We start from the raw sequence: 25,113 nt of genomic DNA on the forward strand, positions 1-25,113 counted from the left end.
CCGTGCACGCAGGCGACTTAGTGCCCCTCGGCCGCAGCGGGATCGAGGTCACGCGGCTCGGGCTAGGCCTGGCGTCCATTGGCGGATTGTTCGAGCCTGTCAGCGAAGCGCAAGCGCACAGCACCATCGAAAGCGGTTGGGCTAGCGGGATCCGGCTGTTCGACACCGCGCCGGTTTATGGCTACGGGCGTTCGGAGACCCGCGCCGGAGACGCGCTTCGGCACTTGCCGCGCGAGGAATTTGTCTTATGCACCAAGGTTGGCCGCCTCACCGAGCCGGGCGGGATGGACACTCAGCCGATCTGGGCCGATCCGCCACCCGGCGGCGGGCCCCGCCTCGATTACAGCTACCGCGGTGTGGTGGCTTCAGTCGAGCAGAGCTTGCAACGCCTTGGTTTGGACCGCATCGACATCCTGCACATCCACGCTCCAGAGCAGGACTAGCCGGTGGCGCTTCGCGAGGCGTACCAAGCGTTGGCGGATATGCGCGCCGCAGGAGTTATCCGTGCGGTTTCCCTGTCTGTGAACGCTTTGGGGTGCCGCTGCTGGCTGCCGCGCGCCAGTTTCCGTTTGGTCATCCGGCCGTCAGCGCGGTTGTCGTGGGTGCCCGCGCACCCAGCGAAATCGCTGACACCGCTTCCCTTCTCAGCCATCCGATTCCGGCGGAGCTGTGGCCGGCCCTCGAACGGGCCGGCCTGCTCCCTGCGCACGGCTAACGCAGCCGGTCCAGGATCTCCCGCAACGGCTTGGCGAACCGCTCCGGATCGTCGGCGAAACCGGTGTGCCCACCCGGAAACACGACCGGTTCAGTGCCGAGTGCCGTCGCGAGTGCCGTGGCCGTGCGATAGGCGAGCTCACCTTCCGACTCTTCCCCCACGCCGACGATCACCTGTGCCTCGGCCAGCTTGCTCAGATCCGGCCGCCAGCGGACAGTGTGCCGCAGCTCGTGGGCGAACCAGCGCCGCTCATCGGCTGCCTGCTGATCGTCTCGCTCGCCGCCAAACACCACCTCGGCCGCGCCCTCAGGCATGTCAATGTTGGCCTGCTCCATCACTTTCGCCCAGGCGCCTACAGGATCGCCCGCAAGGTAGGTGCTGACGATGTCCTCCGTGCTGGCGTATAACTCGGCGGGATTGTCCATCAGTTCGAACACCGGTGGTTCGTGGGCGATGAGCGCTTTGACTTGCTGTGGCTGAAGTTCGGCCAGTGCTAGACCGGTGACCGCACCGCCGCTGGATCCCAAGACGATCGCCGGTCCCGCGTCCACATGGGACAGAAGGGCTGACAGGTCGCTAGCCCGGGCTTGCGGGGTGGAATCCTCCTCGGGGTTGTCCATGGGGCTGCGGTAGATGCCGCGTGGATCCGTTGTCAGCACAGTGAAATCGGCTGCCAGCAGGTCCGCCAGCGCGGCGAACGACCGCGCATCCATCGGTGCCCCAACGAGAACGACCAGCGGACCGTGCCCACGCAACTCGTAGTGCAGCGTCGCGCCGGTGACTTTAAGCGTGTTCATGAGTTCCTCCAGAAAGGTTGAGAGCTAACGTGACGTGTGTCTTTTGTGGACGTTTCGGCCGCTGGCCCAGCACCGGCCTGGCCATGACAGCGACCAGCAAAGCCATGCCAGCAGGAATGAAGAGCGCGACGGGAAGCGAGGCCGCCGCCGCGACGTAGCCGATCAGGGCCGGGCCAAGCAGCCCGCCGCCGTAACTGATCATCGTGACGAAGGACAGCTTGCGTCCCCCACCGTTAGCCGCCCCCAGTGCACTGGTCACCACGGGCCAGACGACAGCCATGCCAACGCCTGCCAAGGCCCAGCCCGCGATGGCAAGGGGGACTTGTGCTTCGCTGGGCACGATTCCGGCTAACAGCACGAGGCCAAGCCCAGCGGTAGCAACACTTCCAGCAAGTTGCGTGGTCGCCGCCGCGCCCAGCCTGGAGCGCAACGCATCGCCAGCGAACCGGACCGCCGTCATCGCGACGAAGAAGACGGTGTAAACCAGCGAAGCCGTCGCAGGCTCCGCATTGAGCACCCGGGTCGCGTGCACACCGGCCCAGTCGGTCGCGGCACCTTCGGTGATAAACGCCGCCGCTCCCATCACTCCCAGCGCCACCACCACCGTCGCGCTTGGACGCTCGCCTTTGCCGAGGCTGCCGCGCCGAGCTGACCCGCTCAAGCTTTGTGCATCACCCGGCCGAGCGGCTTTCCGCCAGGGTGCAGTGGGAAGGGCGCCTGCATGTTCGCCTTGCAGCGCCGTGAGGGTCCGTGGTCGGCCGATGGCGAGGGCGGCAAGGGTCAGGACGATCGCGCCGGTGAGCATGAGGGACCGGCCGTTCACGTCACTGGATAGGCCGAGGGCGACGGCGGCACCGCCCGCAACGGCGCCGAGGGTCCAGGTGCCGTGCATGGTGGCCATGATGGGACGGCCCGCTTGCTGTTCCACGGCGACGGCTTGGACGCTCAGCCCGACGTTGAGTGCGCCGAACAGCATGCCCAGGGCGACCACCGTCGCGATGAGCACTGGGAACGACGACGCCAGAGCCGGGCCGATCAGGGCCAGCGCCGCCCCTGGTGCCGCGACGCGCAGCAGGTTCTGTCCCGTCCACCGCTCGGCGAGCCAGCCCGCCACCGGCATCGCCAGCAAAGCACCCGCCGCCAGCGCGATGAGCACCGTGCCCAGCCGCCCCGCGCCCAGATCCAAGCGCAGGTCGGTCGACGGCAGTGTCGCTCCCCAAACGGCATTGAGGACTCCGGTGGAGAAGTAGCTCAAGGTGATCGCGGTTCGTGCGTTCATGTTTCTCATCGTCACCGGAACGCACCGTCAAGATCCAACACTGATGCCACCATGATCCACACATCTGGCGTGTTAATCGGGTAGAAAGGAGCGCGTGGCTGACGATCTGGAGATCCGCCTGCTGCGGCACTTTGTCGCCGTAGCTGAGGAGCTACACTTCACGCGCGCTTCCCAGCGGCTCTTCGTGACCCAGCAATCCCTGAGCCGCGACATCCGCCGCCTTGAAGACCATTTCGGGGTACGCCTTTTCGAGCGCACCAGCCGCCAAGTCGAACTCACGGCAGCAGGTCAGGCCCTGCTCACGAGATCGCGAGAGCTCCTATCGCTATACGCCACAACGGTCCGCGAGGTGCGTGGCGAGCCCTCGGCCCTGACCGTCGACGTCGTCGGCCCGGGGCTAACGCCCGCCCTCGTGCTCGCCACGGCACGCCAGCGCACACCTGACATCGAGTTCTTCGCGCGTTTCCTGACCGGTGCTCAGGCGGCGATGCCGATGCTGTTGGCAGATCAAATCGACGTCACGTTTGGACGGCACGTCGACCTGGCAGACCAGTTGCCGCACCGGATCGTCCGCTACGAACCGCTCACAGTGCTTCTGCCGCAACAACACGAGCTGGCCCAACTCGACGCCGTGCCCTTCGAATCGTTGCGGGACACCGGACTTTGCATCCGGGCGGGCAACCATGTCACGCCCGCATGGTCGCACGCGATGCGCCAATTGCTGGCGCCCTTTGGCGCTGACCCCGAATCCGGTCACCCGCACGTCCAGGGTGCTGACGAACTCGCCCAGCACATCCGCGACCGCAACGCCCCCATCCTCACGATGTCGAGTCAGCCCGACGTGCCCGCAGCGGTGATGCGTCCCGTGGTCGACCCCATCCCGCTCTTCCCGTGGACCATGATCTGGCGCCCCGCAACGGAAACTCCCGCACTCCGCTCCCTGCACGGCGCCGTCGACGAACTCATCGCCACCGAAGACTGGCTAACGATCCCCGACAACTCCTGGCTCCCCGAACCCGAAGCCTCCCGCCGCACTCACCTGGGATAGGGCGTCGCCTTCCGCGTCTGTCTCCCCCCAGCGCCACAACGTGATCCGCTCTCCGGACTCGTTGACGCATGCGTCGAGCCGCTGCTGCGCTTCTTGGAGAACTCCGGCGACCCGGGCGATCGAGTCCTCTGAACTGACCGCCCCACGTAGTTTCCGCGCCTCAACGATGACGTGATCCAGTGCCGCCCAAAGCAGCTGCGCAGGATGGGCGCGGAAGACGCACCTATCCGCATACCTAAGCAGGCCCTCCAGGTAGGCGCATTTTTCGCGCAGCTCACCCAACGGTGGCGCGGCGATCAGTTCTTTCAGGTGTTCCAGGTCTCCATGGTGTTCCAGGTAGGTGATCACCATGTGGTTTCCAGGCTCGCGGAGCTTGGCGAGCATGGCTTCTTTCAGCTCTACTTTCCATTCCTCTACGAGGTTGGCCGGAACTTGATAGCTGTCGAAAACTTGGTCTTCCCCGCTGCGGCTCATGTAGAAGCGTGAGCCCACACAGCGGAAGTAAATCTCTTTGGCTTCGGCGAAGTCGTCCATGAGCACCGGGGTCTAAAGCGGGCGGTCGAGGCGGTCGGACATCTGTTGCAGGGCAAGGATGGCAGCGTTGCGGACCGCGGAGTCGGGGTCGTCTTGGGCGTCGGTGACCGCTTCAGCGTGCTCGGCTTCGCCCACGAGAGCGAGGGCGCGCACGGCGGCCACGCGGACACGGGGCGTTTCGTCTTCCACCAACGTGGACAGAACGTCGCCTGCCTCGCCGAGGTCGCGGAGCCGGGCCACTTTGGCCGCCATCTCGCGGACCCGCCAGGCCTCATCGTTAAGGGCGGCAACAACTGTGGGCGCCACACTGGGCGTCCAGACGTAAAGCAAAGCACGGGCCGCCCACACCCGGCACCAGTATTGGTTGGAGGGATTGGCAAGCCAGGCCTTGTTCTTGGCGGCTGGACCACCGATGAAGTCGAGGACTTCACCCTCCCACGGGCCGCCCGACAGCACCGTGACGCACCAGCGCACCACGACATCGGCGCCGAGCTCGGCACACGCCGCCCTAACCAGCTCCTTGGGACTCACGCGCGCAGCCTACCCACAACGTAAGACAGGCACCTGCGAACGCAGGTGCCTGCTCACTTAGTACCAACTAATGAACTTTGTCTTTGTCTTTCGCGGGAAGCGCCGGGGGCGTCTTCGGAGGCGAGGCTGGCTCGGCCGGCTTGAAGAAGCCCTTGATCGCCGGCCCGAGAGCGCCGAGGCGGTTCATCTTCTTCGGCACCGTCCAGCCCGCGTAAGGCAGCTGCTCCGGGTGGCCATGGTCATCAACCGGGGCTAGCGGCTGGTGGACCTCGACATACTGCCCGTTCGGCAACAGCTTGATGATGCCCGTCTCGACACCGTGTGCCAGCACCTCGCGGTCGTGCTGCTGCAAGCCGAGGGCGATGCGGCGGCCGAGGTAGTAACCCAGCGGTGGCAAGACCAGCAAGCCGATGCGGCCTGCCCAGGTCATCGCGTTCAGGCTGATGTGGAACTTGTCAGCGATAACGTCGTTACCGCCGGACAGGGCCAGCACCAGGTAGAACGTGATGGAGGCGACGCCGAAACCGGTGCGCTCGGGCATGTCACGCGGACGCTGCAGCAAGTTGTGGTGACCACGGTCCTTGGTGAAGCGGGCTTCAATCCACGGATACAGCATCGGGACCACGGTCAGGATGCCCGGCAGCACCACGGTCGGCCACAGCAACGGCGGGATCGTGTAGCCGAACGCTCTAATCTCCCAAGCGGGCATCAGACGCGTTGAGCCATCAAGGAACATGACGTACCAGTCGGGCTGGCTGCCCGCCGACACGACCGCCGCCTCATAGGGGCCGAACAGCCAGATCGGGTTGATCTGGAAGAGGCCACCCATCAGCGCGATCACGCCGAAGACCATCATGAAGAAGCCGGCCTGCTTGATCGTGTACCGCGGGACGAACCGCTCGCCGACGACGTTGTTGTTCGTCCGGCCCGGACCCGGCCACTGCGTGTGCTTCTGGATGAATACCAGTCCAATGTGGACGGTGATCAAAGTGAGCAGAACGAGCGGCAGCAAGAACACGTGCAGGATGTAGAACCGCTCGAGGATGATTTCCCCAGGGAACTCACCACCGAACAGCGACGTCGTCACCCACGAGCCGACGATCGGAATCGACAGCATGATGGCCGAGGCGATACGAAGACCCGTGCCCGAAAGCGCGTCGTCCGGCAGCGAGTAGCCGGCGAAGCCCTCCAGGAAGCCGAGCCAGAACATCAGCATGCCGAGGATCCAGTTCAGCTCACGCGGCTTGCGGAACGCGCCCGTGAAGAAGATGCGGCACATGTGGATGACGATCGCGGCCATGAACAGCAGCGCCGCCCAGTGGTGCATCTGGCGCATGATGAGCCCGCCACGCACGTCGAACGACAGCTCCAGCGACGTCTCGAAAGCACGCGACATGTGCATGCCCCGCAACGGCGTGTAGGAGCCGTCGTAGACGACTTCCTGCATCGACGGTTCGAAGAACAGCGCCAGGAACGTTCCGGTCAGCAGCAGCACGATGAACGAGAACAGCGCGATCTCGCCGAGCAGGAAGCTCCAGTGGTCGGGGAAGACCTTGTTGAGAATCCCGCGCAGCGGTGTCGCCGCGTGGAACCGGTCGTCGACCTCCCCGGCTACCTTCGCCGGGAGCTGCTTCACATCAAGTTTGCGTCGTTTCATGCTTCAGGCTTCTCCCAGAACGCAGGGCCGACGGGTACGCCGCCAAAGTCGCTCTTGGCGTAAAGGAAGCCCTCTTCGTCGAGTCCGATTGGGAGCATCGGCAGCCGCCGCGTGGCGGGACCGAACACAGGCCGGGCGTTCTCGGTGATGAGGAACTGCGACTGGTGACAGGGGCACAGCAGCTTGTTGGTCTGCTGCTCGTAGAGGCTCGCCGGGCAGCCAGCGTGCGTGCAGATCTTCGAGTACGCGACGAGGTTGCCGTACATGCCACCGCTGTTGGGGTCGCTCGGGTTCTGCAACTTGTTCTGCGAGTGGTTCTGCAACTGGCCGCGCAGGTGATCAGCGTCCTGCTGGCGCAGGTGGATCAGCAGCACGGGCGAGTCGGCGTACTTGTTGGAGGCACCGTGGCCATCAGCGGTGGCCGGGAACGCGGTGATCTGGCCACCGACGCTCACGTCCTCCGGGCGGATGTACGTGTTGTCCTCACGCATCAAACGCACCGGTTTGCCGTTGTTGTTCACCGGGTTGAAGCCCGTTGTGAAGAAGATGTCCGGGTGGTGCGGGTCCTTGATCAGCATGCCCACCGGGACGGCCAGCGCGGCCGCGCCCAGACCGGCCGCGGGAGCCGCCAGCGCCACCTTCAGCAGCGGCCGGCGCGACAGGCCGAACTCCTGGCCGATGAACGCCAGCGTGTTGCCGGTGAGCTTGCGCTCCTCCGGGCTCGACCCGCCGACGTGGCGCTCCTGGATCGCGATCTCGTGCGGCATCAGCTTCTTGCCCCACGTGAGGATGCCGAGCCCAAGAGCCAGCAACGTCACGCCCAGTGTCAGCCCGAGGATGGGCGTGAAGCCCTTCATCGGGCTGTTGCCCGGTGCGTATTCCCAGCCGTCTACCGACGGGAAGTCGGTGAACGGCCACCAGACATAAGCGGCTACGAAGGCCAGGCCGGCGAATCCACTGAGGAGGAAGAAGAAGGCGACAATGCGTACCATCCGGTTCTCCGTCTTGGAGCCCGGCGCGAACTGCGACTCGTAGTGGACGATCTCAATGCCGTCCTTCCGCGCGCCTTCGCGGACGATCTCGAAACGAGATTTCTCGGTCATGACTTACCCGCAATCCAGAGCGCCGCGAATGCCAGCGCCACCATGCCGAACAGGAAGATCGCTATACCTTCGGTGGTCGGGCCGAACCGGCCGAGCCCCCAGCCGCCTGGGTCCACATCGGACTGCAGGGTCTGAACGTAGGCGATCACGTCGTACTTCTGCTCCGGCGTGAGCTGGTTGTCGCCGAACACCGGCATGTTCTGCGGACCGGTCAGCATCGCACCGTAGATGTCGCGGGCACTCGACTCCGCGAGAGACGGAGCGAACTTTCCGCTCGACAGAGCGCCACCGCCGCCAGAGAAGGCGTGACAAGACGAGCAGTTGATCCGGAACAGCTCACCACCGCGGGCGATGTCGCCGTTCTTGACCGCCGAGTCGAAGTCAGCGGGGAACTGCGGTCCGCCGCCGAACTGCTCTTGAATGTAGGCACCGAGCTGCCGGGCCTGGTTCGTGTCGAACTGCGGGGGCTTGCGCTCGATCTGCGCGTTCTGGCCCGCCGCCGGCATACGCCCGGTCTCGACCTGGAACTCGACAGCCGCGGAGCCAACGCCCACAAGGCTCGGGCCGCGGTCAGGCACGCCCTGGCCGTTCTCGCCGTGGCAGCTGATGCAGCTCGCGTAAAGCTCCTTGCCCTCCTGCGCGGCGGCACTGAGCGGAGCATTGTTCGCCGCCGCCCCCGGGGAGATCAGCGTGTAGATGCCACCGGCGAGCATGAGCGCGGCGAGCATGCGCAGCGCGGAGACGACTTTCCGCCGCGTGCGGCTACCCGAGACCATTAATTGCCTCCAGCAGGTAAATCATGAAGAACAGTCCGATCCACACGATGTCGACGAAGTGCCAGTAGTACGAAACGACGATGGCCGAGGTGGCCTGAGCGGGCGTGAACCGGCCCATCGTGGTTCGGATCATGAAGATGATGAAGGCGATCAGACCACCGGTCACGTGCAAGCCATGGAAACCGGTAGTCAGGTAGAACATCGAGCCGTAGCCATCTTCGTTGATCTTGATGCCGTGGTGGACCAGCTCGCGGTATTCGTTCACCTGCCCCAGCACGAAGATCAGGCCCATCACGAAGGTGAGGGCGAACCACCGGCGCAGCCCGTGCACATCACCGCGCTCCGCCCGCAGCACACCGATCTGGCACGTGATGGACGAAGCCACCAGGATCACGGTGAACACCAGGGCATAGGGCAGGTTCAGCGAGGGATAGTGCTTTTCCCACTGGCTGTAATCCGCCGCGCGGATCGCGAAATACATCGCGAAAAGGGCTGCGAAGAACATCAGTTCGCTGGAGAGCCAGACGATCGTTCCGACGCTGACCATATTGGGCCTGGTCAGGGAATGGATCCTGCTCTTGTCGATAATGGCTGGGGCCGCAGTCACGCGATGATTATTGCCCTCTCGCATGGCCGCTGAGCACTGGGGTGCCCAATTAGCGGCGTGTCGCCCTTTCGGTAGTCTCGTCCCGTGCCCCCGTTGACCGTAGAAGCCCTGTTCACGGCCGCCCGGATCGATTCCTGGCTCGCCTTTGGCTTGCTGCTCGCGGCGGCGCTTTATCTATATGGGACACACCGGCTCCGGTTGCGGGGAGACAAGTGGCCGGTTTCACGAACCATCGTCTTTCTTGGACCAGGCCTGGGCACCATCGGCTTTGTCACCCTAAGCGGCTTCGGCGCCTATGACACGACGCTAATCAGCGTGCACATGGTGCAGCACATGGCACTGTCGATGGTCGCGCCCATCTTCCTGGCCCTCGGTGCCCCGGTGACATTGGCCCTGCGGACACTGCCGTTGCGGTTGCGGCGGATGCTCATGGCCGTGCTGCACAGCCGCGTCGCCCGCGTGCTGGCCTTTCCGCTGGTTTCGTTCGGCATCTTCGTGGCCAACCCGTTCGTGCTCTACTTCTCGTCGCTGTACGAACTGACGCTGCGCAACGAATTCGTGCACGAGCTGATGCACGCTCACTTCATCGCCACGGGCTGCCTGTTCTTCTGGCCGCTGCTCGGGCGCGATCCCCTGCCCGGCCGGTGGCCCTACCCGGCCCGGGCCCTGCTGATGGTGCTGAGTGTGCCGTTTCACACGGTCCTGGGGCTGACCATCATGCAGTCGACGACCTTGCTGGCGGCTGACTGGTACACCAATCTCGGTCTGTCGTGGGTGGACCCGGTGGCCGATCAGGTCACCGCTGGCGGCATCTTGTGGGCCGGCGGCGAACTCGTGTCCGTCACCATGCTCGCGGTCCTGGTTTACCAATGGATTCAGCAATCGCGCCGCGAAGCGGCCCGCATAGACCGGCAGCTGGACCGGGAAGAAGAGGCCGCGACGGCACCGCTAGGATCGGCTGTATGAGCGAGCTTGCCGAGCGAATCAATATCGCAGCTTCCCAGTGCCTCATGGGCGAAACTCCGCTCTCTTTGGAGTTTCGGCCATGAGTTCCGAGTACACCGTGCTGCTCTACAGCGACGACCCCGTGGTCCGCGACCGGATGCGGCTGGCCATCGGCACGCGCCCGCGCGCGGATCAGGAGGTTGAGTTCGTTGACGCCTCGACCTACAAGGAGTGCGTCAGCCTCATCGACACCTACGAGATCGACCTAGTGGTGCTCGATGGTGAAGCCGCGCCCGCTGGCGGTCTGGGCATCTCCCGGCAGTTGCACGACGAGCTGACCGACGTGCCGACGGTGTGCGTCTACATCGCTCGCGCGGCCGACCGCTGGCTCGCCGCCTATGCCAAGGCCGACGCCACGCTACTGCACCCGCTCGACCCGATCACTACCGCCGCGGCCGTGTCGGACCTGCTGGACAAGCGCAAAGCACTGACCGCGTAGGTCAGTGCTTCACCCTTTTCCGCGGTTCAGGCTTTCTTAGGTTTGATCGCGACGTCGCGGCCCAGGAAATAGCCCAGCGCGCTCACCACGACGACCGCGGCGAGCTGGATGAGGACGACGTTCACGAACGACATCTCGACGCCTGCCATCGTGGACACCCCCATCGCGATGCCACCGATGACCGGCAGCGTCACCACCGGCAACGCCAGCAACGCAAGCCAGACGCGCAGGCGGTAGAACAGCAGCCCGATCACCCAGCCGCTGAGCAGGAACAACAGCCCCGCCAAGGTGATCTCGACGTAGAACCGGCCCGCGTCGCTCACCTTGGCCAGCGGATAGTCATCGATCGCGGCCATCATGCCGTTAGCCGAATAGACCGCACGCTCGACGACGAATCCCATCAGCATGAGCACGCTGAAGGCGGCAGACGAGGCGACAGCGAACACGAGCGCCCCACGGGCGAACAGTCGGCGCGTGATCCCATGGGCCACGAGCACGGGCAGGTTGACCGTCGCGAGCATGATGCCGATGACGAACAAGAACCATCGGGGGGCTTGCAGCCCAACGGTTTCCCAAACGCTAGAGCGCTGATCGTCTAGGGCGTAGTGCCCAAACACTTCGAAGCTGAGGGCGAGTCCTGCCATCATCAGGATCATGATGCTCATGAAGATCCCGTAGACCCAGCGGTAGTTGTAGGCCAGGTGCTTGGCAACAGTGCTCATCGGGCCGCCTCCGCCTCGGGTTGGCCGGTCAGGTGAACGAACAGGTCTTGCAGTGACACCGGGCCGAGCTCCAGGCCAGCGAGGGCGGCCGCGCGGCGCTGATCGTCGTCGAGAGTGCCGTAAACGGTCACGGCCTTGGTGCGCCCTAGGGATTGTCCGTTCAGGACCGTCAAGCCGGCGGTGAAGGTGTCGACAACCTCAGCCGGGCCAATGACGCTGACGCCCCGCGAGCGGACCGCCTCCACGTCGTCGTGCAGCACGAGCCGTCCCTTGTGGATGATCAGCACCTCCTCGAACAGCCGCGCGACTTCTTCGATCAGGTGAGTGGAGATGATGAACGTGCGCGGGTTCTCGGTGTAGTTGGCGATCAGCTCGTCATAGAACGCGTAGCGCGACGGCGCATCCATGCCCAGATAGGACTCGTCAAACATGGTTAGCCGGGCGTTCGCCGCGAGCCCCATCACCGCCCCCAGCGCGGACCGCTGCCCACGCGACAGACTCTGAACGTTCTTGCGCATCGGCAACTGGAACCGGTCAGCCAGTTTCAAGGCGTATTGGTGGTCGAAGGCCGGCCGCAGGTCGGCTGCCATGCGCAGCAACTGTTCGAGCCGCGTGTTGTCATAAACATCACCGCCGCTTTCGCGAATCAAGCACACCTCGGCGGTCACGCGCTCGTTCTCGAATGGCTCCTGCCCGCCAATGTGGACAGTCCCGCTCGTCTTGCGGCGGAACGCGGCCAGAATCGACAGCAGGCTGGTCTTGCCGGAGCCATTGCGGCCCAGCAGCCCATAGATCTTTCCGCCGGACAGGCTGAATGACAGACCGTCCAAAGCAGCCACGTCGCCGTATTGCAGGCGCAGGTCCCTGACTTCAATCCCGAGACTCACCGGGGGTTCCATCCTTGTTCGTGAGGTGGTGGATGATTTCGTCGAGCGTGATGCCGATCGCTTTCGCCTCAGCGACCATCGGGGCGACAACGTCAGCGAAGAAGTGCTCCCGGCGTTGCTGCCGCAATTGGGCTTGCGCGTCATCGCTGACAAACATGCCGATGCCGCGCCGCTTGTAGAGGTAGCCCTCATCGGTCAGCTGCTGGAACGCCTTCGCCGCGGTGGCGGGGTTGATCCGGTAGAAGCTGGCGTACTGATTCGTCGACATCACCTGGTCACCGGCGGAGAGGTCGCCGTAGAGGATGTCCTTCTTGATCTTGTCAGCGATCTGCTGATAGATCGGGCTGCGATCATCAAACATGGTTCGCTGGTTCTTTACTCATGTAACGAACCATAGAGCCTCTGTGGGCGTTGAGGCAACCGCCTACCGTGTCGGCCATGGGACTATGGGGATTCTTCGGCCGCCTCTTCGGGCGCAACCCGCGTAAGACGCCTCTAGACGAAGCACGGGCGGCTTCGGCAGCCTTGGCCCGCAAAGGCCACGAGAAGCGGCGCAAGCGGCCACCACAGCCCAATGAGCGGTCTACCACCGGCCCGTGGGGCGGCACCGGCTGCGGCAGCGCCGCCAGCTTCGACGCCTCCTGCGGCTCCAGCTCCTCCTCCGACTGACACAAAGAACCCCACGCTTTCAAAGCGTGGGGTTCTTTAAGCCCGAAATAGGCCGGCTAATGCTCCGAGACACGGCGGGTGCCGGTGTAGTACTCAAAGAGCAGGGCGCTTGACGTCAGCAGCACGCCGACGACGCCGACCGCGATGAGCCACCACATCCAGAACACGAGCCCGAAGCCGGTGACGGCGGCCGCGACCGCGATGCCGAACGGCCAGTAGCTGCCCGGTGAGAAGAAGCCCACTTCGCCTGCGGCGTCAGCGATTTCGCCGTCGAGGCGGTCTTCGGGACGCGGCGGGATGCGGCGCGAGACGAACCAGAAGTAGAACCAGCACATCGCGCACAGCAGACCCGACAGGATCAGCGCTGTCGTGCCGATCCAGTCGAGCCCGAACGGCTCCCGGTCGGTCCACCAGGCGTAGACGGCCGCGGCGGCGAACAGGAAGAGCGCGACGCCAGCGAACAAGCGGTATTCGGATTTCATCGTCGCTCCTACGCGTCACGCTTGGTCGGGAACGGCTGGGTCTTGGTGGCCAGCGGCGCCTCGCCGATGGAGACCAGGGCGTCCTGGACGCTCTTGCCAGCTTTCAACTGCGTCAGGAACGTGTCGTATTCAGCCGCGGAGACCGCCACGACCTCGAAGTTCATCATCGAGTGGTAGGTGCCGCACAGTTCGGCACACCGGCCGACGTAACGGCCTTCTTCCTCGATGCGGACTTCAAAGACGTTGCGCACGTTGCCCGGGAAGACGTCTCGCTTGAACAGCAGCTCTGGCACCCAGAACGAGTGGATGACGTCGCGGCTGGTTTCTTCGAAGCGGATCGTCTTGCCGACCGGGACAACGAGGATCGGGATGACTTCGCTGGTGCCGGTCACGGTCGCCACCGGAGTCGGGGTAACGCCTTCAGGTGTCGGGCCGCTCAGGTAGTTGAACTGCCAGTTCCACTTGAAGCCGACGACCTCGACGGTCACGTCGGGGTTAGCTGACACCCGGTTGACCTCGGTCTGCACCTTGGCCGTGTAGAAGAACAGCACCGACACGACGAGGAACGGCAGAACCGTGTAGAGAACCTCGATCGGCAGGTTGAAGCGGGTCTGCAACGGCAGCTCGGCCTGTGAAGACCGCTTGCGGTAGCGCGCCACGCACCAGAAGATGAGCCCCCAGACGAAGACCCCAACGGCAAGGGCGGCAACGACCGACCCGATCCAGAGGTCATACATCTGCTTTGACTGAGCTGTAATCCCGCCCTGCGGCCAGCCGAAACCATCAAAGGTCGCGCCAACGTCGCAGCCCGCGAGCAGTACCGTCAGGCCCGCTGCGGTAATTAAGCCGCCGATCCTCCTAAGCACGGTCGCAGAGTACTTCACGGGAGAGTCCAGAGTGGTCTTGGGGTGGGCGTGTCTGGCTCATGGCGTAGGTTCGAAACGTGCAGCCTGCGTACTTTGATGCCGCCACAGCCGTCCCGTTGCATCCGGCGGGACGTCAGGCGCTGGTCGCGGCGTTGGAGGACGGGTGGGCTGACCCGGGCAAGCTTTACACGCAGGCCCGCCGCGCACGCCAGTTGTTAGAAGCGGCCAAGGCAACTGCCGCAGACCTTTTGGGCGTACGCGTCGATGAGCTCACGTTCACGAGCAGTGGCACGCTCGCGGCTCAGTCGGCCGTGCTGGGTGTGCTCAGGGGACGCCGTCGCGTGGGCCAGACGTTCGTGCACTCCGCCATCGAGCACTCGAGTGTGTTGCACGCGGCGGAAAGTCACGTCCAATCCGGAGGATCCGCCGTTTCCGTGGGCGTAGACCAGCTCGGATTCATCAACCGCGATGAGTTCGAAGAGGCGGTCAGGCAGACGGGTGTCGCCGCGGCCGCTCTCATCAGCGCGTCACATGAGGTCGGCACGGTCCAGCCCGTGAGCTGGGCGGCCGGTGTTTGCGCCAGCCATGGCGTGCCGTTGTTCACAGACATCGCGATGACGGCCGGGCTTTCGCCAGTACCAGCTGAAGTGAATTTGGCTTCCGCTAGTGCCCGTAAGTGGGGTGGGCCGGCTGGGGTGGGTGTGCTGGTGGTGCGTAAGGGAACCCGGTGGGTGTCTGCGTGGCCCGCGGGCGAGCCTGCCGTGGACTTGCCATCGATCGTGGCGGCTGTGGCGGCACTTCACGCCGTTAGGCAAGAAGAAGGCGAAGCTAAGAGACTGTCAGCACTGATCGACCGCATTAGACGGACCGTCCCGCTGACGGTCCCTGAGGTAGAGGTTGTTGGCGACGACACGCAACGACTCCCCCACCTGGTCACGTTCTCGTGCCTCTATGTCGACGGCGAGGCGCTCTTGCACGCGCTGGACAAGCGCGGCTTCGCGGTCAGTTCCGGGTCGAGTTGCACTTCGTCCACGTTGGAGCCAAGTCACGTGCTCGTGGCGATGAAGGTGCTGACACACGGCAATATCCGGGTTTCGCTGCACCGGGGCACGACGTCAGATGACGTTGACCGATTCCTGAACGAACTGCCGGGGATCGTGGCTGACCTGCGTAAAGAGGTGGGCATGTGATCACTTTGGACTGTCTGGGCCAGCGCTGCCCGCTGCCCGTGATCGCCCTGGCCAAGCGGCTGCCCGACATCGAGGTCGGTGACGTCATCCGGGTTCTGGCTGACGATCCGGCTGCGGCACACGACATTCCGGCGTGGTGCCGGATGCGAGCCCAGGAATACCTGGGCTCGCCCGAAGCAAATGCCTTTGAGGTTAGGCGGCTGGCGTGAGGTGCGGCCGCACGGCGGCGGCAGCGGCGTCCCCATAGGACTCGGCGAGCCGCTTGAGGAAGCCGTCGGTCTCGATGTCATATTCTTGCGTGCCAACGGTTTCCAGCACGAGGGTCGCCACGAGGCAGCCAACCTGAGCCGACGAGCGCAGGTCGAGCCCCCACGACAGGCCGGCGAAGAACCCGGCGCGGAACCCATCGCCGACACCGGTCGGGTCATATGCCTGAACCTCGCGCGCGACCGGAACGTGAATGCGCTCAAGGCCTTTGCCCGTGATCTCGACACCGTTCTTGCCGAGCGTGGTCACCCGGATCTTGACCCGGTCGAGCACGTCGTCGCTCGACAGCCCGGTCTTCTGCTCCAGCAGTGAGCGCTCGTATTCGTTGGTCATGAGGTATTCCGCGCCGTCGATCAGCTGCAGCACGTCCTCCCCGGGCATGCGGGCAAGCTGCTGCGACGGGTCGGCGACGAACCGGTAGCCGCGATCACGGCACTCCTGCGAGTGGCGGACCATCGCGACCGGGTCGTTGGCTCCGATGAGGATGAGGTCGAGCCCGCCCACACGGTCAAACACCGGCTGCAGCTCAATATTGCGAGCTTCGCTCATGGCCCCGGCGTAGAAGCTGGCGACCTGGCACAGGTCGTCGTCGGTGGTGCAGACGAACCGTGCCGTGTGCGCGATCTCGCTCACGTGCACTGAATCACAGTCGACGTTGTGGCGCTCAAGCCAGGACCGGTAGTCAGCGAAATCCGCGCCGACAGCACCTAGAAGCACCGGGCGTAAGCCGAGTTTGCCCAGGCCGAACGCGATGTTAGGAGCCACACCTCCCCGCCGGATGACGAGGTCGTCCACGAGGAACGACAGCGAGACCTTGTCGAGCTGATCCGCGATGAGCTGATCAGCGAAACGGCCCGGGAAGTGCATCAGGTGATCTGTAGCAATTGAACCGGTAACCGCAATCTTCATAACTGCCTCGGGGGTCGATGTGGACGCGACAACGGGTCACCCTAACAAGGTTGGCTTAGGTTTCCTGACTTCAAGCTGACTCATGGTCGATTCTTGCCCGAAATTGTGGACAAAGTGCACATAATAGGGCTATGCGCATGATCATGTCATCGATACTGCTGGGTGCGGCTCTCACGATCGCGTCCTGCAGCACCAGCTCAGATAACGGAACTAGCACGGGCGACGCGAGCGTCGAGCAAGGCTTCAAGATCGGCCTATTGCTCCCCGAATCGAAGACCACTCGCTACGAAACCTTCGACAAGCCCTACATGGAGGCCAAGCTCAAGGAGCTGTGCCCCAAGTGTGAGGTGCTCTACCAAAACGCCGACCAGGACAGCGCCAAGCAGCAGTCCCAGGCCGAGGCCATGCTCACCCAGGGTGTCAAGGTGCTCATCCTCGACGCCGTGGACGCCAAGGCGGCCGGCGGCATCGTTACCAACGCACAGAACCAGAAAGTTCCCGTGGTGGCTTACGACCGGCTGGCTTCCGGTCCCGTGAACTACTACGTCTCGTTCGACAACAACAAGGTTGGCCAGGTCCAGGGACAGGCCCTGCTCGACGCGCTCAGCAAGGACGGTGCCGACCCGAAACGCGGCGACATCGTCATGATCAACGGCTCGCCGACCGACCCGAACGCCGCCGACTTCAAGGCCGGCGCGCACTCCGTATTGGACGGCAAGGTCAACATCGGCCAGGAGTACGACACGCCGGACTGGTCGCCCGATAAGGCTCAGCAAGAAATGGAGCAGGCCATCACGGCCATCGGGCGGGACCGGGTCATCGGTGTCTACGCGGCTAACGACGGCACCGCCGGTGGCGCCATCGCCGCGATGAAGGGCGGCGGCTTCACCACGATCCCGCCCGTCACGGGACAGGACGCCGAACTGGCCGCCATCCAGCGTCTGCTGACCGGCGACCAGTACATGACGGTCTACAAGGCCATCAAGCCCGAGGCCGAAGTGGCCGCCGCGATGGCGATCGCCGCCGCGACCGGCCAGACCTACTCCGGTGAGTCGACCGTGATGAAAAACAACGGAACCAAGGACGTCACCTCGGTTCTGCTGACTCCAGTCGCCGTCACGAAAGACAACATCAAGGACACCGTCATCAAGGACGGCTTCTACACGCCTGCACAGATCTGCACCGCACAGTTCGCGCAGGCTTGCACCGACGCGGGAATTTCGTGAACCAGCCGGTTCTAGCCCTGTCGGGCATTTCTAAGCGGTTCGGCGCGGTCCAGGCACTGTCCGATGTGGCCCTCGACGTGTACCGGGGCGAAGTCGTCGCCCTGGTCGGGGACAACGGTGCCGGCAAGTCGACGCTCATCAAGGTGATCGCCGGGGTCGGCCCAGCCGACACCGGCGAGATCCGGTGGGAGGGCAAGCCGGTCAACATCGCCAAACCGGCCGACGCCACGCACCTGGGCATCGCCACCGTGTACCAGGACCTCGCCCTGGCCGACAATCTCGACGTCGTCGGCAACCTGTACCTGGGCCAGGAACGCACGCAAGCCGGTCTCCTCGACGAGATCCGGATGGAGAAGCAGGCCACGGAATTGCTTACCAGCCTTTCGGTACGCATTCCGAGCGTGCGGATTCCGGTGGCTGGCCTTAGCGGTGGGCAACGGCAGTCTGTCGCGATCGCACGGTCGCTTTTGGGCGATCCGAAGGTCGTGCTGCTCGACGAGCCGACCGCCGCCCTTGGCGTGGCCCAGACCGCCGAAGTGCTCGATCTCATTGACACGCTGAAGAAACGTGGCCTCGCCGTCATTCTGATCAGCCACAACCTGGCCGACGTCAAAGCGGTAGCCGACCGGGTCGAAGTGTTGCGCCTCGGCAAGAACGCCGGGTCGTTCCGCGCGGGCGAAGCCTCACAGGAAGAAATCGTGCAAGCCATCACTGGCGCGCTCGACAACGCCGTATCCCGCCGTAAGGCACGCCATACCGAAGCTGACGGTGGTGACGCCAGTGAACCCGCTTAAGAACCTGCGCTCAGGCGAGCTGGGTGCCTGGCCGGTCATCATCGGCCTGTTCGTCATCTGGGCCGTCTTCCAGCTGCTCAACGACCGCTTCCTGACGGCACAGAACCTGTCCAACCTGGCGCTTCAGGTCGCCGCGCTCGGGACGATCAGCATCGGGATCGTCCTGGTCCTGCTGCTCGGTGAGATCGACCTGTCGGTCGGTTCCGTGGCCGGTCTCGGAGCGGCGACCCTCGCCGTGCTAACGATTCGGCATGGCTGGGGCGACATCGCGGCCATCATCGCGGTGCTCGTGCTTGGTGCGCTGATCGGCGTTTTGCAGGGCACGATCTTCGCCAAGCTTGGCGTGCCCGCGTTCGTCGTTACGTTGGCGGGAAGCATTGGCTGGCTTGGGTTACAGCTGTTCCTGCTCCGTCCGGAAGGGACCATCAACCTTCCCTATGACGGCACGATCGCCAAAATCACGCACACCAACCTCAGCCCGGCGGCAGGCTGGATCATCGCGATCCTGGCGATAGTCATCTACGCGGCGGCCGTGTTCTTCAACCGTTCGCGCCGCCTGGCCGCGGGCCTTCCGGCGATTTCCTTAACCCAGGCTCTGATCCGGGTGGTGGGTCTAGCCATCCTCATCGGTGCGGCCGTCGCGGTCCTTAATTCATGGCAGGGGGTACCGCTGGCGTTGATCATCCTGGTGGGCATCACGGCCTTGGTGGATTTCGTGCTGAAGCGCACGCGATACGGACGCAGCATATTCGCGGTCGGCGGGAACGCCGAAGCGGCACGGCGAGCGGGCATCAACATCACCGCGATCCGGATCTCCGTGTTCGCGCTGGCGTCCCTGCTCGCGGCGTTTGGCGGGATCATGCTCGCGTCTCGCGGCTACTCCGCTGGCCAGTCGACCGGCGCCAACGACACGACGCTCATCGCCATCGCGGCCGCGGTCATCGGTGGAGTCAGCCTGTTCGGCGGCCGGGGCAGCACCTACGGCGCCCTGCTCGGCACCGTCGTCCTGGGCTCGATCACGTCAGGCATGTTCCTGCTTCAGCTCGACTCGTCGATCCGCCTCATGATCACCGCAGCGGTGCTGCTAGCGGCGGTCATCCTGGACGCACTGTCCCGCCGCGGCCGCAAAGCCCACGGCCGGGCCTAAACCCACGGACAGCGAAAGGGCCGCCCCCGAGTCTCGGGAGCGGCCCTTTCGGGAAGCTCAGTGGAACGAGTCGCCGCAGGCGCAGGAACCGCCAGCGTTCGGGTTGTCGATCGTGAAGCCCTGAGCGTCGATGCGGTCAGCGAAGTCGATCGTGGCGCCCATGAGGTAAGGGGCACTCATCCGGTCGACAACGACTCCAACGCCGTTGAAGTCCTTGACCACGTCGCCATCGAGCTCGCGCTCGTCGAAGAAGAGCTGGTACCGCAGGCCGGAGCAGCCACCCGGCTGCACGGCGACCCGCAGCCGCAGGTCGTCGCGGCCTTCCTGCTCAAGCAGGGCTTTGACCTTGACCGCGGCTACCTCGGTGAGGTTGATGCCGGTGGTGTCGGTGGTGGTTTCGGTGGTCACTATCGCTCCAAAGCTACGTGTGCCAGTGTCGTACCCCGTAACGCTAGCTCACCTGCCCCTAATTCCCGAGCGTCGACGGCCAACTAGCCTCATGCCTGCCGTGACCTACGCCACGTGCTGGCGTGCGACCCGCTCAGCGAGCTCGCGGAGCCCACGGGCCGGCTCGGCCATCGCCTGTTCCGTGCTTCCGAAGTGATCCGTGAGCGAATGTGCCTCGGTCACGCCCGCGGCGCCCTGCTCACGGCGGCCAGTCGTCACCCGGCCCGCGAGCACCACGCACGGGATGCCTTCATCACGTGCGGCCGCCGCCACACCCGCGATCACTTTGCCCCGCAACGACTGGTAGTCGAACGAGCCCTCACCGGTAATCACCACTCCCGCGCCAGCGATCGCACCGTCCAGGCCGGTCAGATCCCTGATGAGATCGATCCCGGAGACGATCCGCCCGCCGATCGCCAAGATCGCGGCGCCAAGTCCACCGGCCGCTCCCCCGCCAGGAAGTTCCGCGAGCTTCGGCGGGCAGGTGGGCAGGTCACGCTCCAGCACCGTGGCCCAGTTCGCCAGCGCGGCGTCGAGCAGCTCAACGTCTTGCGGGGTCGCTCCCTTTTGCGGACCGTAAACCGCGGAAGCACCCGATGGCCCCGTCAACGGACTGTCCACATCCGACGCCCCGATGATCTCCACACCCTGTTCCTGCATCCGCTTCAGGGGCACATTCCCTAGCACCCACCCAAGCGACGCGCACTGCGCCAGCCACTGCCCACCGGCCGGAAACGGGATCCCGATCTCGCTCTGCGCGTATACGCCCAGTTCGCCGAGCATTCCTGCGCCGCCATCGTTCGTAGCGGAACCACCGAGCCCGATGACGATTCGTTTGGCATCCGCGCGTATCGCAGCCCGCACAAGGGTTCCGAGACCCCGCGTCGTGGTGATTTTGGGATCGCGTTCCGCCGGGCTCAGGTGATGTAACCCGGTGGCTTGTGCGCTCTCGATGTAGGCCGTCTCCCCCACGATGAGCACCTGTCCCGCGACCGGACGCCCAAGCGGGTCAGTTGCCGGCACCTCGAGCAGCGACCCACCGAGCGCCTTGTGCAGGACCTCGACGAAACCGGGGCCACCGTCGGCTATCGGTCGCAGGACGAGTTCGTCGTTGGGCGCGACGTTGCGCCAACCTTGCGCTATCGCTTCGGCCGCCTCGACCGCGCTCAGCGTGCCAGCGAACTTGTCCGGGCAGATCACCACTCGCATGACCAGAGATCTTTCTGCCCGCGCCCGTCCCAAGCAAGCCAGAGCGCGACGTGGGCGAGGCCACAGTGGGAGCCGACTGCGCGCACCTCGTGGCGGGGGGACAATAGGCACCGTGACTGCACCCGTACTGCTTCTGCTGGGCCGCGGTAAAGACGCTGGCTCAGAGCGCGGCGTCGACTGTCCGGGCGAACTGCCCGCGGCCAGCGACCCTGATCTGGTTGAGCGAGCCAAAGCGGCCAAGGCCGCGCTCGGCGACCGGGTTTTCGTGCTTGGCCACCACTACCAGCGCGATGAGGTCATCCAGTTCGCCGACGTTACTGGCGACTCGTTCAAGCTCGCCAAAGAAGCGGCTGCCCGCCCCGACGCGGAGTTCATCGTCTTCTGCGGCGTTCACTTCATGGCCGAGTCGGCCGACATCCTGACCAGTGAGGCGCAGCAGGTCGTGCTGCCCGACCTCGCGGCTGGCTGCTCGATGGCTGACATGGCTGTGCTGTCGCAAGTGGAGCAAGCCTGGGATGTGCTCGAAGACCTTGGGATAGCTCAGAACACCGTCCCGGTCACCTACATGAACTCCAGCGCCGACATCAAAGGTTTCGTCGGGCGCAACAAGGGTGTCGTGTGCACCTCGTCAAATGCCAAGCGTGCGCTCACGTGGGCGTTTGAGCAGGGCGAGAAGGTTCTGTTCCTGCCTGACCAGCACCTCGGGCGCAATACGGCCGTGCTGGAGATGGGCTTCACCCTCGAGGACTGTGTGCTCTATGACCCGCACAAACCGCAGGGCGGGCTGACCGACGAGCAGCTGCGCAACGCCAAGGTGATCCTGTGGCGCGGGCACTGCTCCGTGCACGGGCGGTTCACGCTGGAGTGCGTCAACGACGTCCGCGAGAAGGTCCCGGGCGTTAACGTGCTCGTCCACCCGGAGTGCCGCCACGAAGTGGTGACCGCTGCCGATTACGTGGGCTCAACGGAGTACATCATCAAAAAGCTTGAGGCGGCGGAGCCTGGCTCGAAATGGGCCATTGGCACGGAGCTCAACCTGGTGCGGCGCTTGGCCAATGAGCACGCGGACAAGCAGGTCATGTTCCTGGACAAGACGGTCTGTTACTGCTCGACGATGAACCGCATCGACCTGCCTCACCTCGTGTGGGCGCTCGAGGAACTCGTCGCCGGCCGCGTGCCGAATGTGATCACGGTCGACCGCGACACCGCGCACTACGCGAAGGTCGCTTTGGACCAAATGCTCGCGCTTCCGTAAACAAAAAATCACGCAGCGTTCGGGTGCCGTGTCTGATTTGCGGCACCCATGCTACTTTTTCATGCCGTACATCGCGGATCGCTTCACTCAGGGCTATGCTGCGACGGATTCATTCACGGTTCATCGCGCATCAGGAGGCAACGCATGTCGGACGTCCTCGTCGTCACGGGTGGGGCACCCTTGCAAGGCGAAGTGAAAGTCCGCGGCGCGAAAAACCTTGTCTCTAAAGCGATGGTGGCCACGCTCTTAGGCGAGACCACGAGCCGGATGTTCGACATTCCGCGCATTCGCGATGTCGAGGTCGTGCGCGGATTGCTCGAGCTGCATGGCGTCAAGGTCACCAACGGCACGACCGACGGTGAGCTGGTGTTCGATCCGTCTAATGTGGAGCGGGCAGGCATCGACGAGATCAACGTGCACGCTGGCTCCAGCCGGATTCCGATCCTGCTGTGCGGCCCGCTGCTGCACCGTCTCGGGCACGCGTTCATTCCTGAGCTCGGTGGCTGCAACATCGGTGGCCGCCCGATCGACTTCCACCTTGAGGCGCTGCGCCGCTTCGGTGCCGTGGTCGAGAAAGCTCCCGAGGGACTGCACCTTTCCGCTCCGGATGGCTTGCACGGCATCAAGTTCGCGCTCGACTACCCGTCCGTGGGCGCGACCGAGCAGATCCTGCTCGCGGCGGTCCGCGCCAAGGGCGTGACCGAGCTGAGCAACGCCGCGGTTGAGCCGGAGATCCTGGACCTCATCGCCTTGCTGCAAAAGATGGGCGCGATCATCAAGGTCCACACCAACCGTGTGATCGAGATCGAAGGCGTACCCCGCCTTGGCGGCTTCACTCACCGGCCGATCCCCGACCGGATCGAGGCCGCGAGCTGGGCTTCAGCGGCGCTGGCCACCAAGGGCGACATCCTCGTGCGGGGTGCCCGCCAGGCCGACATGATGACATACCTCAATGTCTTCCGCTCGATCGGTGGCGAGTTCGAGGTCGACGACGCTCCGGGCACGGGTGGCATCCGGTTCTGGCACCCGGGCGGTGACCTGCGCCCGGTCGCCTTGGAAACCGACGTGCACCCAGGCTTCATGACCGACTGGCAGCAGCCCCTCGTCGTCGCCCTATCGCAGGCCAACGGCTTGTCGGTCGTGCACGAGACGGTTTACGAGAAGCGGTTCGGCTACACCGCCGCCCTGAACCAGATGGGTGCCAACATCCAGGTCTTCCAGGACTGCCTCGGTGGCACACCTTGCCGCTTCGGGCGCATGGGCTTCCGTCACTCCGCCGTCATCGCCGGCCCGGCCAAGCTCCACGCGCACGACTTGACGATCCCCGACCTGCGCGCTGGCTTCAGCCACCTGATCGCCGCGCTCGCCGCCGAGGGAACGTCCCGTGTGCACGGCGTTGAGCTGATCAACCGTGGCTACGAGGACTTCGAGGCCAAGCTCACTGGCCTGGGTGCCAGAGTCTCCCGCTGACCAGCTACCCTTGCTGCCGTGGCTTTGTTCTCCAAGAAATCCAGCGATACGCCGTCTTCTGAGCCGGACACCTCGGCCGAAGAGTCCCCGGTGGTCGAACACCGCGCGTACACACCTGGAAAAGGCAGGGCCACGCCGAAGCGCACGGTAGCGCAGCGCCGTAAGGCCGAGCCGCCGCCAAAGAACCGCAAAGAGGCCTTGGCCCGCATGCGCGCCAAGGAGAAGAACGAGCGCGCCGAGCGTCTGGCAGGCATGAAGTCCGGCGACGAGCGCTACTTCCTCCCGCGCGACAAAGGCCCCGAGCGTGCCATGGTCCGCGACATCATCGACTCCCGCCGCAACGCCGGCCCGGCCTTCTTCGCCGGCGCCTTCATCGTTCTGATCATGACGATGGTCGGCGACCCGTACATCGCCGCCCTCGGCAACATCATCTGGCTCGCCCTCGCTGTAGCGATGATCGTCGACACGTTCTTCATCTGCCGCAAAATCAAGAAGATGATGCGCGAGCGGTTCCCGAAGAGCACCGAGCGCCTGGGCTCGCTTTACTTCTACGGCGGAATGCGCGCACTTTCCTTCCGCAAGCTCCGCATGCCCAAGCCCCGCGTCAACGTCGGCGACAAGATCTAAACCCATCATTTCGGACGCCGCACCTGGTTGCGGCCTTCCCGGCTGAGTAGCAGTTTTGGCGCCGCACGAGTTCGACAGCACGAAGCGCCATTTTTCCCGTGACGACGCTCGGGTCCGCGCCTCCCAGGCCCGCGACGCCCCGGCTCCCCTACGCTGCGTGCGGTCTGCTCGCGGGATGGCTGCGCGCGGAGACTTCATCGTGATCCACAGCCATTTGCGTGATCCACAGCCTTGGAGACGTGATCAAACCGCCTGTCGATCACGTCTGGAGGGATGTGGATCACGGGAAGCGAGCGCGCAGCGGCGCAGGCGCACGGCAGGCCCGCTCAGTCAGCGCGCGGGGAGATCTTGCAGCCGAGGGCGCGGAAAGCGAGCGCGCAGCGCGGAAAGCGAGCGCGCAGCGCGGAAAGCGAGCGCGCAGCGCGGAAAGCGAGCGCGCAGCGCGGAAAGCGAGC

General features: G+C 64.7%; 28 protein-coding genes and 2 pseudogenes. 14 read left to right on the plus strand and 16 right to left on the minus strand.

Annotation, left to right across the window (positions count from 1 at the left end; genetic code table 11):
- Window positions 1-2 precede the first annotated feature (2 nt).
- On the plus strand, window positions 3-443 hold the full coding sequence (locus tag A3E1_RS47920; protein WP_020521329.1) for an aldo/keto reductase: 441 nt from the start codon (window positions 3-5) through the stop codon (window positions 441-443).
- A gap of 268 nt (window positions 444-711) precedes the next feature.
- Here the strand turns inward: A3E1_RS47920 and A3E1_RS0113630 are convergent, their stop codons facing one another.
- Together A3E1_RS0113630 and A3E1_RS0113635 are read right to left on the minus strand one after the other, a co-directional pair.
- Entirely contained in the window at window positions 712-1,512 is an 801-nt protein-coding gene (locus tag A3E1_RS0113630; RefSeq protein ID WP_020521331.1) for an alpha/beta fold hydrolase, read from the minus strand.
- Complete coding sequence (locus A3E1_RS0113635; RefSeq protein ID WP_020521332.1) at window positions 1,499-2,791, minus strand: MFS transporter; 1,293 nt, start codon at window positions 2,789-2,791, stop codon at window positions 1,499-1,501. Before A3E1_RS0113635 ends, A3E1_RS0113630 begins: the two co-directional genes overlap by 14 nt.
- A 94-nt stretch (window positions 2,792-2,885) precedes the next feature.
- On the opposite strand from A3E1_RS0113635, the gene A3E1_RS0113640 reads away from it, so the two are divergent.
- Window positions 2,886-3,839 carry a LysR family transcriptional regulator gene (locus A3E1_RS0113640; protein WP_020521333.1) on the plus strand — a complete coding sequence of 318 codons (954 nt, stop codon included), beginning with the start codon at window positions 2,886-2,888 and terminating at the stop codon, window positions 3,837-3,839.
- Here the strand turns inward: A3E1_RS0113640 and A3E1_RS47075 are convergent.
- From A3E1_RS47075 to ctaE, 6 genes are all read right to left on the minus strand, one after another.
- On the minus strand, window positions 3,774-4,373 hold the full coding sequence (locus tag A3E1_RS47075; protein WP_157631493.1) for a hypothetical protein: 600 nt from the start codon (window positions 4,371-4,373) through the stop codon (window positions 3,774-3,776). The two genes, A3E1_RS0113640 and A3E1_RS47075, sit on opposite strands and share 66 nt — an antisense overlap.
- A 12-nt stretch (window positions 4,374-4,385) precedes the next feature.
- On the minus strand, window positions 4,386-4,904 hold the full coding sequence (locus A3E1_RS0113650) for a HEAT repeat domain-containing protein (RefSeq protein ID WP_020521335.1): 519 nt from the start codon (window positions 4,902-4,904) through the stop codon (window positions 4,386-4,388).
- 67 nt (window positions 4,905-4,971) lie between these two features.
- Window positions 4,972-6,561 (minus strand): cytochrome bc1 complex cytochrome b subunit, encoded by a 1,590-nt coding sequence (gene qcrB, locus A3E1_RS0113655; protein ID WP_020521336.1) that lies wholly within the window; start codon window positions 6,559-6,561, stop codon window positions 4,972-4,974.
- Window positions 6,558-7,664: a cytochrome bc1 complex Rieske iron-sulfur subunit gene (gene qcrA / locus A3E1_RS0113660; protein ID WP_020521337.1), complete on the minus strand. Its 1,107-nt coding sequence runs from the start codon at window positions 7,662-7,664 to the stop codon at window positions 6,558-6,560. Before qcrA ends, qcrB begins: the two co-directional genes overlap by 4 nt.
- The gene (qcrC, locus tag A3E1_RS0113665) at window positions 7,661-8,440 is read right to left on the minus strand and encodes a cytochrome bc1 complex diheme cytochrome c subunit (protein WP_020521338.1); all 780 of its coding nucleotides are present in this window, start codon (window positions 8,438-8,440) and stop codon (window positions 7,661-7,663) included. The genes qcrA and qcrC overlap by 4 nt, the downstream gene beginning before the upstream one ends.
- On the minus strand, window positions 8,427-9,047 hold the full coding sequence (gene ctaE / locus A3E1_RS0113670) for an aa3-type cytochrome oxidase subunit III (RefSeq protein ID WP_026208404.1): 621 nt from the start codon (window positions 9,045-9,047) through the stop codon (window positions 8,427-8,429). Before ctaE ends, qcrC begins: the two co-directional genes overlap by 14 nt.
- An 84-nt stretch (window positions 9,048-9,131) precedes the next feature.
- On the opposite strand from ctaE, the gene A3E1_RS40180 reads away from it, so the two are divergent.
- Window positions 9,132-10,013, plus strand: a complete 882-nt coding sequence (locus tag A3E1_RS40180) for a cytochrome c oxidase assembly protein (RefSeq protein WP_020521340.1) — start codon at window positions 9,132-9,134, stop codon at window positions 10,011-10,013.
- Window positions 10,014-10,092: 79 nt separating this feature from the next.
- Complete coding sequence (locus A3E1_RS0113680) at window positions 10,093-10,491, plus strand: hypothetical protein (protein WP_020521341.1); 399 nt, start codon at window positions 10,093-10,095, stop codon at window positions 10,489-10,491.
- 26 nt (window positions 10,492-10,517) lie between these two features.
- Here A3E1_RS0113680 and A3E1_RS0113685 read toward each other — a convergent pair whose 3' ends face one another.
- Genes A3E1_RS0113685 through A3E1_RS0113695 form a run of 3 tightly spaced genes read right to left on the minus strand, consistent with a single transcriptional unit; the run spans window position 10,518 to window position 12,461 of the window.
- The gene (locus A3E1_RS0113685) at window positions 10,518-11,213 is read right to left on the minus strand and encodes a hypothetical protein (protein WP_020521342.1); all 696 of its coding nucleotides are present in this window, start codon (window positions 11,211-11,213) and stop codon (window positions 10,518-10,520) included.
- On the minus strand, window positions 11,210-12,100 hold the full coding sequence (locus A3E1_RS0113690) for an ATP-binding cassette domain-containing protein (protein WP_020521343.1): 891 nt from the start codon (window positions 12,098-12,100) through the stop codon (window positions 11,210-11,212). The genes A3E1_RS0113685 and A3E1_RS0113690 overlap by 4 nt, the downstream gene beginning before the upstream one ends.
- Window positions 12,084-12,461 (minus strand): GntR family transcriptional regulator, encoded by a 378-nt coding sequence (locus A3E1_RS0113695; RefSeq protein ID WP_020521344.1) that lies wholly within the window; start codon window positions 12,459-12,461, stop codon window positions 12,084-12,086. The genes A3E1_RS0113690 and A3E1_RS0113695 overlap by 17 nt, the downstream gene beginning before the upstream one ends.
- Window positions 12,462-12,538: 77 nt before the next feature.
- Here A3E1_RS0113695 and A3E1_RS0113700 point away from each other — a divergent pair, with 77 nt between their 5' ends.
- On the plus strand, window positions 12,539-12,769 hold the full coding sequence (locus A3E1_RS0113700) for a hypothetical protein (protein WP_020521345.1): 231 nt from the start codon (window positions 12,539-12,541) through the stop codon (window positions 12,767-12,769).
- 56 nt (window positions 12,770-12,825) lie between these two features.
- On the opposite strand, the gene A3E1_RS0113705 is transcribed toward A3E1_RS0113700, so the two are convergent.
- Together A3E1_RS0113705 and ctaC are read right to left on the minus strand one after the other, a co-directional pair.
- Window positions 12,826-13,251, minus strand: a complete 426-nt coding sequence (locus A3E1_RS0113705; protein ID WP_020521346.1) for a cytochrome c oxidase subunit 4 — start codon at window positions 13,249-13,251, stop codon at window positions 12,826-12,828.
- A gap of 8 nt (window positions 13,252-13,259) precedes the next feature.
- Entirely contained in the window at window positions 13,260-14,117 is an 858-nt protein-coding gene (gene ctaC, locus A3E1_RS0113710; RefSeq protein ID WP_051105019.1) for an aa3-type cytochrome oxidase subunit II, read from the minus strand.
- A 77-nt stretch (window positions 14,118-14,194) separates the two neighbouring features.
- Between ctaC and A3E1_RS0113715 the strand changes: the two genes are divergently transcribed.
- Window positions 14,195-15,307: a cysteine desulfurase family protein gene (locus A3E1_RS0113715; protein ID WP_020521348.1), complete on the plus strand. Its 1,113-nt coding sequence runs from the start codon at window positions 14,195-14,197 to the stop codon at window positions 15,305-15,307.
- Window positions 15,304-15,516, plus strand: a complete 213-nt coding sequence (locus A3E1_RS0113720) for a sulfurtransferase TusA family protein (RefSeq protein ID WP_020521349.1) — start codon at window positions 15,304-15,306, stop codon at window positions 15,514-15,516. The genes A3E1_RS0113715 and A3E1_RS0113720 overlap by 4 nt, the downstream gene beginning before the upstream one ends.
- Here A3E1_RS0113720 and A3E1_RS0113725 read toward each other — a convergent pair.
- On the minus strand, window positions 15,500-16,483 hold the full coding sequence (locus tag A3E1_RS0113725; protein ID WP_020521350.1) for a carbohydrate kinase family protein: 984 nt from the start codon (window positions 16,481-16,483) through the stop codon (window positions 15,500-15,502). The genes A3E1_RS0113720 and A3E1_RS0113725 overlap by 17 nt on opposite strands.
- A 131-nt stretch (window positions 16,484-16,614) precedes the next feature.
- Between A3E1_RS0113725 and A3E1_RS0113730 the strand changes: the two genes are divergently transcribed.
- The 3 genes from A3E1_RS0113730 to A3E1_RS40190 are packed head-to-tail and all read left to right on the plus strand — an operon-like array spanning window position 16,615 to window position 19,650.
- A complete protein-coding gene (locus A3E1_RS0113730; RefSeq protein ID WP_020521351.1) occupies window positions 16,615-17,709 on the plus strand; it encodes a sugar ABC transporter substrate-binding protein in 1,095 nt (364 codons plus the stop codon).
- On the plus strand, window positions 17,706-18,503 hold the full coding sequence (locus A3E1_RS40185; RefSeq protein ID WP_020521352.1) for an ATP-binding cassette domain-containing protein: 798 nt from the start codon (window positions 17,706-17,708) through the stop codon (window positions 18,501-18,503). Before A3E1_RS0113730 ends, A3E1_RS40185 begins: the two co-directional genes overlap by 4 nt.
- A complete protein-coding gene (locus A3E1_RS40190) occupies window positions 18,490-19,650 on the plus strand; it encodes a sugar ABC transporter permease (protein ID WP_020521353.1) in 1,161 nt (386 codons plus the stop codon). Before A3E1_RS40185 ends, A3E1_RS40190 begins: the two co-directional genes overlap by 14 nt.
- Before the next feature lie 57 nt (window positions 19,651-19,707).
- Here A3E1_RS40190 and erpA read toward each other — a convergent pair whose 3' ends face one another.
- Window positions 19,708-20,058 (minus strand): iron-sulfur cluster insertion protein ErpA, encoded by a 351-nt coding sequence (erpA, locus tag A3E1_RS0113745; RefSeq protein WP_020521354.1) that lies wholly within the window; start codon window positions 20,056-20,058, stop codon window positions 19,708-19,710.
- Between the two features lie 105 nt (window positions 20,059-20,163).
- On the minus strand, window positions 20,164-21,306 hold the full coding sequence (locus A3E1_RS0113750) for a glycerate kinase family protein (protein WP_026208406.1): 1,143 nt from the start codon (window positions 21,304-21,306) through the stop codon (window positions 20,164-20,166).
- Window positions 21,307-21,418: 112 nt separating this feature from the next.
- Here A3E1_RS0113750 and nadA point away from each other — a divergent pair, with 112 nt between their 5' ends.
- From nadA to A3E1_RS0113765, 4 genes and pseudogenes are all read left to right on the plus strand, one after another.
- The gene (gene nadA, locus A3E1_RS0113755) at window positions 21,419-22,561 is read left to right on the plus strand and encodes a quinolinate synthase NadA (RefSeq protein WP_020521356.1); all 1,143 of its coding nucleotides are present in this window, start codon (window positions 21,419-21,421) and stop codon (window positions 22,559-22,561) included.
- A 144-nt stretch (window positions 22,562-22,705) separates the two neighbouring features.
- Entirely contained in the window at window positions 22,706-24,031 is a 1,326-nt protein-coding gene (gene murA, locus A3E1_RS0113760) for a UDP-N-acetylglucosamine 1-carboxyvinyltransferase (RefSeq protein WP_020521357.1), read from the plus strand.
- Window positions 24,032-24,043: 12 nt separating this feature from the next.
- Window positions 24,044-24,157, plus strand: a pseudogene (locus A3E1_RS49125) (DUF3043 domain-containing protein); the annotation flags it as partial.
- 3 nt (window positions 24,158-24,160) lie between these two features.
- Window positions 24,161-24,658: pseudogene (locus A3E1_RS0113765) on the plus strand (DUF3043 domain-containing protein); the annotation flags it as partial.
- Window positions 24,659-25,113 lie beyond the last annotated feature (455 nt).

The organism is Catelliglobosispora koreensis DSM 44566 (assembly GCF_000379685.1).
GTDB lineage: Bacteria > Actinomycetota > Actinomycetes > Mycobacteriales > Micromonosporaceae > Catelliglobosispora > Catelliglobosispora koreensis.